The following is a 7,765-nucleotide window of genomic DNA, read 5'->3' on the forward strand; positions in this document are numbered from 1 at the left end:
GACCCTATGCAAACGCAAGCCTGGAACTCGGCACTACAGCGCGGCCTCGTCGGCGGCGCCACCTCCAGCATCCTGTCGACGGTGGCGCTGGCGGTCCTCGGCAAGAAGGAAGTCGGCAGCGCCTACGCGCCCACCAATGCGGTCAGCCACTGGCTCTACGGCGACAAGGCGGCGCGCCACAGCGGCCCGTCCATGCGCTACACCGTGCCGGGCTACCTGATCCACCATGCCAGCGCCACCTTCTGGTCGATCCTGTTCGAGCGCTTCGCCGGCAAGTATCTCGACCGCAATACGCCGGTCGGCATGCTGACCGCGGCGGCGGCCACCTCGGCCTTCGCCTGCTTCGCCGACTACAAGCTGACGCCCAGGCGCTTCCGTCCCGGCTACGAGAAGCACCTGTCCAAGCCTTCGCTGGCCGTCGTGTATGCCGGCTTTGCGCTGGGCCTGGCGGCGGGCGCCGCGCTAATGCGTCGCAAGTAGTCTAGAGCAGGCAGAGAAAACGTGCCGCCCTATGTCTATGCGTTAATAGTGCACGGGGTCATCGGCTTCCTCGACGTGGTGATCAACCACGAATTCCTGTTCGCGGCGCTGTTCGCCGGTGAACTGCTGGTCACGGCGCGCGATGGCCCTGGGCGCGTTTGCCTGGAGCGTGCGCGATGCACGCGCGTCGCTGCGCCTTGGCAGTGGGCCGATATCGGCCTGACGCGGAAATAAAAAGGCCGCCCGAAGGCGGCCTCGAATCACTGATTGGAAAGCATCAGAATTCGTAACGTGCCGTGAAGCGCACGCCACGCGGCGTCTGGGACGAGGTCGGACGGCGCCAGTTCAGGTTCAGGCGGCCCTCCACGTCGCTGGTAGTGGCACGGCTGTAGTCGCGTTGCTCGTCGACCTCGGTCACTTTCTGCGAGTTGAAGACGTTGAACACATCGACCTGCAGGGTCAGCTTGTGCGTACCGAATTTCGGCAGGTAGGCGAAGGACATGTCCAGCGACGAGCTCCAGGGCGTGCGGCCGAAGGTACCGCGGTTATGCAGCTCGCTCTTGCCCTGCGCATTCAGGCAGTAGTACGAGGACGCGACGTTATAGCCGGAGGCGTCGTCGTAGTCGAACGCGTCGTAGGGCACGTAGCCGATGCAGCTGATCGGACGGCCGGAAGCGACGGTGGCGTTGAAGCCCAGGCGCATCCGCTCGTTGAGCATGTAGTTGCCGAAGGCTTTCAGCACGTGGCGGCGGTCATTCGACAGGTAGCCTTCCGAACCATGGGTCAACGACGGGAAGTCGAAGTCCTGCGACACGCCTGCGTCTTCCTGGTTGATGACCGAGTTCACATAGCCTTCCGCCGAACCTTTCGATTTCGACAGGGTGTACGAAGCGTTCAGGCTCCACTTGCCGTCGAACGGACGGTCCAGCGAGAACTCCAGCGCCGCGTACTTGCGGGTGTACTTCTCCAGGCCGATGTAGGCAGCCGGGAAGGTAACCGGCACCAGCTTGCCGTTGTTGTCGAGATCGACCTGCAGCGTGACGTCCTCGCCCGGATTGACCATCATGCACTGCGCCATGGTGCCCGAATCGAAGTTCGGGTGACCATTGTCTTCAGCCCATCGCTGGAATGCCGAGTGAGAACAGTAATCGTCCATGCCGTTGTTGACTTTGCGGAAGACGGCGCGCGCACCGAAGTTCCACCCCTTCATCACCGCTTGCTGGAAGCCCAGGATCAGCTCGTCCTGCGACATCGGCTTGAGGTTCATGTCGGCCACGGTGGCCGGATTCGGCAGCTTGCCGTCGCCATTGACCAGCGGGGTACCGACTTCGGTCAGGCCAAGCGGGGCGGCGGTGACCGGGTCCATGCCGGTGTAGCGGTAGAAGCGGTCGACCGAATATTCACCGCGGGTGGCGCGGATGTTGGTGTTGGACGCGACCGGGATGAAGTAGCGGCCCAGGGTGCCGTACAGCTTGGTGGTGGCGTCACCCTTGACGTCCCACGAGAAGCCCAGGCGCGGCGCCTTCAGGTTCTTGGCCTCGACGAAGCTGACGCCCTCGCCGTTCATGTTATCGAAGGATTCCCAGCGCATGCCGCCGTACAGCAGGAGGTTGTCCGTAACTTTCCAGTTGTCCTCGATGTAGTAGGCATCGTTCTGGACTTCGAATTCGCCCGTGGTACTGGTGACCGTGCGGCCGCGCACGTAGAGCGAGCCCGGCGCCACCGCATTGGCCACGCCGTTGACGGCGCCGGTGGTGCTGCGCAGGTAACGCCAGTAGATACCGCCCGAGAAGGCGTCGCCGGCCTGGCTGGAAGTGAATTTCTGCGAGTCGACACCGCCGCGCAGCGAGTGCGAACCGATGGTCCAGTCGGCGTCGATGCGGAAGGCACGGCGCTTGTCTTCGTCGAACTTGGGCGCGTTCGGGTCACGGGCGCTCAGCAGGAAGGGTTCGTTCCAGCAGCCGAGCTTGTTGACGTCGACGTCGTACACGGTCGGGCAGTCCAGGGCCGCCACGCGGTAGCCGGTGGTCCTCGGCTGCTTGTCGTCGACGGCGCCCACCAGGGCCGACAGCGTGAAGTTGTCGGTCAGGTAGCCGGTGTACTTGCCGATCAGGGTGTGGCCGCCGGATTCGATCGTACCGGTGCCTGGCGTGCCGACGTGGCTGGTGGCCCATTCCTGGCCTTCGGCATGGACATAGTCGATGTAGTCGGTCTTGCTCTTGTTGCTGATGCCGGTGAACTCGAGGCGGTGCGTCTCGTTCGGCGTGAAGTCGACCTTGATCATGCCGTTCGGCTGGGTCGACTTGGTCTCGGTGCTGCGGTTCTGCAGGAAGGTGTCGGTGGTATCGCGGCGCCCTTCGAGTACGCCGAAGACGAACAGCTTGTCCTTGATGATCGGGCCGCCCGCATAGACGTTGGCGTTCAGGTCCGTCTGCTTGTTGTACTTGCGGAAGACCTTGTACTTGGCGTTGTCGGGATCGAGATCGAGCAGGTTCTGGCCGCTGGCCTGCAGCGACTCCGGCGAGAAATAGACCGAAGCGCCGCCCTTCCAGGTGTTGGTGCCGCGCTTGGTGACGATGCTGATCACGCCGCCCAGGGAACGGCCGTACTCGGCGCCGTAGCCGCCGCTCTTGACCTGCTGCGCGCCGATGGCTTCGAACGGCAGGTTGGAATACGAGAGGAAGTTACGGATATTGGTGACGTCGAAGCCGTTGATGTAGTAGCCGTTTTCGGCAACCGATGCGCCGGCGAAAGACGGCAGGCTGCCGCCGCCCAGGTCCGGGTCACCCCGGACCACGCCCGGGGCCAGGATCGCGATCGCGTTGATGTCGCGCGCCACCGGCAGCGCAGCGATCTGGTCGGCGGTGAAGACGGTGCTGGTTTCCGCGGTCGAGGTGTCGATCAGGCTGCGGCTACCTGCACGACCACGCGTGCCACGGTGTCGCCTCCCAGGTCGACCGCGGTACCGGAACCGATCGACACGTTCACGTCGCGGGTGATGCCGCCGCCTTCGACGCGGTACGAGCCCGGCTGGAGCTTGGCAGCGGTATAGGTGCCGTTCGCATCGACGGTGATCTGGCGCGTCGCGCCATTCTCGATGCTGGTAATCGTGATCTTGTCACCGGGCTTGCCGCGGCCATAAATCGAGCCTTCGGAACTCTGCGCGATGGCGACAGAGGAAATCAACATGCCAACTGCAATTGCGGCGGCGCTAAGCTGACAGCGCCCGGATGAGAAACGCATAGATGCTCCTGGTTGTTATAAACATTGTTTTATCAGTCGCGGTCAACATATTGCTACCGCGAATGATTTATTGGCGGAGTATCCATGCTGGCAATTTGTCAAATAGTTATCTATTTACACAGCATGTTTTGTAAATATCATGCACCGTGAGTGCGTTTTGACGCGGGGAAGCGCCAGGCCGCAGTGCGGCCTGGCGTTTGTATGCAGGGCGACTGGCCGGGGCGGCCATGGGAGGAGGAAGGGCGGAATCTGGTCCAGTGGACTGCCTGTGGTCCCGCCCTGCTTGATCAGTGGGCGGCTTTCTTGCCGCGCATGCGTTGCACGAGGGTCACGACCATCAGCACGAGGGCGCCGAGCACGACGCCGGCCAGTGCATCGACGATGGTCGGGGTGATCGCCGCCAGCACGCCGCCGACGCCCGGCACGCCGGCCGTCACCTGCGCCGCGCCTTCGGCGAAGTGGTGCAGCGGCTCCCAGGCGTGGGCGATGATGCCGCCGCCGACCATGAACATGGCCGCGGTGCCGGCGATCGACAGGAATTTCATCAGCTTCGGCGCGGCAGCCAGCAGCAACTTGCCGGTGCCGCGTGCCAGGCCGCTGGCCTTCTGGCTCAGGGACAGGCCGGCGTCGTCCATCTTGACGATGGCGGCCACCAGGCCGTACACGCCGGCCGTCATCGCCAGCGCAATCGTGGTCAGTACCAGCACCTGCTGGCTGAACGGCGCGTTTTCCACGGTGCCGAGGGCAATCACGATGATCTCCGCCGACAGGATGAAGTCGGTGCGCACCGCGCCCTTGATCTTCTCCTTTTCCATCGCGCACATGTCCACCGCCGGGTTGGCCACGGCAGCGGCGAGCTCGGCACGGCGCTGATCGTCTTCTTCCTTACTGTGCAGGAACTTGTGCGCCAGCTTCTCGAAACCTTCGTAGCACAGGAAGGCGCCACCGATCACCAAGAGCGGGGTGATCAGCCAGGGCACGAAGGCCGAGATCGCCAGCGCCGCCGGCACCAGGATCGCCTTGTTCTTGAACGAGCCCTTGGCCACTGCCCACACCACCGGCAATTCGCGCTCGGCATTGACGCCGGTGACCTGCTGCGCATTGAGCGCCAGGTCGTCGCCGAGCACGCCGGCGGTCTTCTTCGCCGCCACCTTGCTCATCGCCGCAACGTCGTCGAGGATCGTCGCGATATCGTCCAGTAATGCTAGCAAACTGCCTGCAGCCATTGTTCATGCTCCAATCATGTCAAGTTCGCCACATCTTACCTGAGCCCGTAAAGCTGGTCACACGGTTCAGCGCGGCTTTATGCATTTCAGTCGCGTAAATCTGCATCTCGTCGCTTTTGCCGGGCATCCGGAAAATCGCGTACGTATAGTGCAGGCTGTTGGCTGCGGTACTGCAGCCTCGCCACCGAAGGAGATGCCATGAATACCGAATCGACCCTGCAAGCAGCACAGATCGCGGCACCAGTGCGCCGTGCCCGTCCGCCGAAACGCAAGACCCGCATCACGATCTACCTCGACGACGAAGTCCTGAACGAATTCCGCAACCTGTCGGAACGCTGCGGCACCGGTTACCAGACCCTGATCAACGCCGCCCTGCGCCACCGCTTGGCGGCGCCGAGCGTGGAAAACAGCCTGGCCTGAGGCTCCGCGTCGCTTCGCCTCCGGACGGGATTACATAGAGCAATTCTTTTGTGCTAATCTTCCCGCTCTTTTAACCCCGGAGGGACTTATGAAAAAAGGCGAACTGATCGCGGAATTCGCGAAGCGCACCGAGATGTCCGGCGCGGCTGCCAACACCGCCGTCAACACGATCATCGAGATCATCACCGAGCGCCTGAAGAAGGGTGACACGGTCGGCATCACCGGCTTCGGCACCTTCTCGGTCACCAAGCGCGCTGCGCGCAAGGGCCGCAACCCGGCAACCGGCGATGTCATCAAGATCGCAGCATCGAAGACCCCGCGCTTCGCTGCCGGTGCGACGCTGAAAGCAGCTGTCAACCCAAAGAAGAAGTAAGCAGTACCCTGGCCTTGCGCCGCGCTCCGGTTGATCCGGACGCGCGCGCTGGCCCGTTTTGCATTACCCTCCTCCCCCTTTCCCTTCCTTTTCCCCTAGCAGCATGAGCTTCGCTACCTGGATCGCCTTCGTCATCGCCGGTTCCCTGATCGCCATTTCGCCCGGTTCCGGCGCGGTGCTGTCGATGTCGCACGGCCTCGCGTATGGCCTGAAGAAAGTCAGCGCTACCGTGCTGGGCCTGCAGCTCGGCCTGATCCTGGTGCTGGTGATCGCCGGCGCCGGGGTGGGCTCGCTGCTGCTGGCGTCTTCGGTGGCGTTTACCGCGGTGAAGATCGTCGGCGCGCTGTACCTGATCTACCTGGGCATCGCGCAGTGGCGCGCGCCGGCGGCGCCGGCCGCCGATGCCGGCGCGGTGAGCAGCGCCGGCCTGCCCGCCCACCCGGGCTTCGGCAAGCGCGTGATGACCGGCTTTCTCACCAATGCCACCAACCCCAAGGGCATCATTTTCATGGTCGCGGTGCTGCCCCAGTTCATCAACCAGAAAGCGCCGCTGCTGCCGCAGCTGGCCATCCTCGGGGTGACCATGGTAACCATCGATTCGATCGTCATGCACGGCTATGCCGGCATGGCATCCATGATGCAGCGTTTCCTGCGCGACGTGCGCGCCGTGAAGCTGCAGAACCGCATCTTCGGCGCCGTGCTGGTGGTGATGGGCACCCTGCTGTTCCTCGTTGAACCGGGCCGCCGCGCCTGAGGAGACGATGCGCCGCTGCCGCTGCTTGTGTATCTGTCACTCAGCAGTTGAAACTTTCTGTAAGTTGCGTATTCCCCGCACGCTTTTGTGCGTTGTAATCAGGTAGCCGTCCTTCGTCCACCTAGCGGAGCCCCCATGAACAAGCGATTCGCCCGTACCGCCGTGATGCTCGCGCTCACGGCTTTATCCACTGCCGCCCTGGCGCAGGGCACGCTGGAGACCGAGCCGCCGGGCCGCGTCGGCCGCGTTTCGCTGGCCCAGGGCAAGGTCAGCATCAGCGGCGACGTGGGCGAGTCCGCCACTGCCGCCCTGGTCAACTGGCCGGTCACCAGCCGCAACCTGATCACCACCGAACCGAACGGACGCACCGAAGTGCGGATCGGCTCGACCGCGATCCGCATCGACGGCGACAGCTCGCTCGAAGTGAGCGAACTGGACGACGACAGCCTGCGCCTGCGCCTGCACTACGGCAGCGCCAGCATCCGCATCCTGAGCGAGGACGTGCTGCCGGAATTCGAACTGAGCACGCCCCAGGGCCGCGTGCGCATGCTCAAACCCGGCCGCCTGCGCGTGGACGCCGAGCGCGTGCGCGATACTAGCGTGGTCAGCGTATTCGATGGCGAGGCCCAGGTCGATGGCGGCGGCGCCAGCCTGACCATCCGCGCCGGCCGCAGCGCCGAGCTGCGCGACGACGACGTGCGCACATTGCAGGCGCAACGCGACGCTTTCGACGACTGGGCATTGGGGCGCGACCGGGAGCTCGACGGTGCGCGCTCGGCGCAGTACGTCACCACCGAGATGACCGGCTACGAAGAGCTGGACCGCCACGGCATCTGGCAGGACGACATCGAGTACGGTCCGCTGTGGATCCCGTCGGTCACCTCGAGCTGGGTACCCTACCGCGACGGCCGCTGGACCTGGATCGCCCCCTGGGGCTGGACCTGGGTCGACAATGCGCCCTGGGGCTATGCGCCCTTCCACTACGGCCGCTGGGTGCACGTGAAGAACCGCTGGGCCTGGGCCCCGGGCCGCAAGGAACACTACGGCCGCCGTCCGATCTGGGCGCCGGCGCTGGTCGGCTGGGTCGGCGGCAGCGGCTGGAGCGCGAGCTTCCACCAGCACGGTTCGCGCCCGGCCACCGGCTGGTACCCGCTCGGCCCGCGCGACCACTACGTGCCGCACTACCGCCTGTCGGACGAGCGCCTGCGCCGCCTGAACTCCTGGGGCTGGCGTGACCGCAAGGACGGCGACCGCCGCGACCGCGACCGC

Annotated in this window: 9 protein-coding genes; 6 read left to right on the forward strand and 3 right to left on the reverse strand. The window is 64.5% G+C overall.

Annotation, left to right across the window (positions count from 1 at the left end):
• The first annotated feature begins 6 nt into the window (after nucleotides 1-6).
• Together B2R83_RS19160 and B2R83_RS19165 are read left to right on the forward strand one after the other, a co-directional pair.
• Nucleotides 7-480, forward strand: coding sequence for a hypothetical protein (locus B2R83_RS19160; protein ID WP_292044198.1), 474 nt, complete (start codon nucleotides 7-9; stop codon nucleotides 478-480).
• A 21-nt stretch (nucleotides 481-501) separates the two neighbouring features.
• Nucleotides 502-714 carry a hypothetical protein gene (locus tag B2R83_RS19165; protein ID WP_292044199.1) on the forward strand — a complete coding sequence of 71 codons (213 nt, stop codon included), beginning with the start codon at nucleotides 502-504 and terminating at the stop codon, nucleotides 712-714.
• Nucleotides 715-757: 43 nt separating this feature from the next.
• Here the strand turns inward: B2R83_RS19165 and B2R83_RS19170 are convergent, their stop codons facing one another.
• From B2R83_RS19170 to B2R83_RS19180, 3 genes are all read right to left on the reverse strand, one after another.
• Complete coding sequence (locus B2R83_RS19170; RefSeq protein ID WP_307189340.1) at nucleotides 758-3,385, reverse strand: TonB-dependent receptor plug domain-containing protein; 2,628 nt, start codon at nucleotides 3,383-3,385, stop codon at nucleotides 758-760.
• Nucleotides 3,382-3,669 (reverse strand): carboxypeptidase-like regulatory domain-containing protein, encoded by a 288-nt coding sequence (locus tag B2R83_RS19175; protein ID WP_292044200.1) that lies wholly within the window; start codon nucleotides 3,667-3,669, stop codon nucleotides 3,382-3,384. Before B2R83_RS19175 ends, B2R83_RS19170 begins: the two co-directional genes overlap by 4 nt.
• Nucleotides 3,670-4,010: 341 nt before the next feature.
• Complete coding sequence (locus B2R83_RS19180) at nucleotides 4,011-4,949, reverse strand: DUF808 domain-containing protein (protein WP_292044201.1); 939 nt, start codon at nucleotides 4,947-4,949, stop codon at nucleotides 4,011-4,013.
• Nucleotides 4,950-5,147: 198 nt separating this feature from the next.
• On the opposite strand from B2R83_RS19180, the gene B2R83_RS19185 reads away from it, so the two are divergent.
• From B2R83_RS19185 to B2R83_RS19200, 4 genes are all read left to right on the forward strand, one after another.
• Nucleotides 5,148-5,369, forward strand: coding sequence for a BrnA antitoxin family protein (locus tag B2R83_RS19185; protein WP_292044202.1), 222 nt, complete (start codon nucleotides 5,148-5,150; stop codon nucleotides 5,367-5,369).
• An 88-nt stretch (nucleotides 5,370-5,457) separates the two neighbouring features.
• A complete protein-coding gene (locus B2R83_RS19190) occupies nucleotides 5,458-5,742 on the forward strand; it encodes an HU family DNA-binding protein (RefSeq protein ID WP_027864703.1) in 285 nt (94 codons plus the stop codon).
• 103 nt (nucleotides 5,743-5,845) lie between these two features.
• Nucleotides 5,846-6,496, forward strand: a complete 651-nt coding sequence (locus tag B2R83_RS19195; protein ID WP_292044203.1) for a LysE family transporter — start codon at nucleotides 5,846-5,848, stop codon at nucleotides 6,494-6,496.
• Nucleotides 6,497-6,631: 135 nt separating this feature from the next.
• Nucleotides 6,632-7,765, forward strand: a 1,134-nt coding sequence (locus B2R83_RS19200) for a DUF6600 domain-containing protein (RefSeq protein WP_349681066.1), incomplete at its 3' end; no start/stop codon positions are given.

Origin of the sequence: Massilia sp. UBA6681 (assembly GCF_002454935.1) — a bacterium.
GTDB lineage: Bacteria > Pseudomonadota > Gammaproteobacteria > Burkholderiales > Burkholderiaceae_D > Telluria > Telluria varians.

Excerpts from the sequence above, each read along its gene's own strand:
- B2R83_RS19175 (WP_292044200.1), bottom strand. The coding sequence starts at position 3,669 with ATGTTGATTTCCTCTGTCGCCATCGCGCAGAGTTCCGAAGGCTCGATT.
- B2R83_RS19195 (WP_292044203.1), top strand. The coding sequence starts at position 5,846 with ATGAGCTTCGCTACCTGGATCGCCTTCGTCATCGCCGGTTCCCTGATC.
- B2R83_RS19185 (WP_292044202.1), top strand. The coding sequence starts at position 5,148 with ATGAATACCGAATCGACCCTGCAAGCAGCACAGATCGCGGCACCAGTG.
- B2R83_RS19190 (WP_027864703.1), top strand. The coding sequence starts at position 5,458 with ATGAAAAAAGGCGAACTGATCGCGGAATTCGCGAAGCGCACCGAGATG.
- B2R83_RS19180 (WP_292044201.1), bottom strand. The coding sequence starts at position 4,949 with ATGGCTGCAGGCAGTTTGCTAGCATTACTGGACGATATCGCGACGATC.
- B2R83_RS19160 (WP_292044198.1), top strand. The coding sequence starts at position 7 with ATGCAAACGCAAGCCTGGAACTCGGCACTACAGCGCGGCCTCGTCGGC.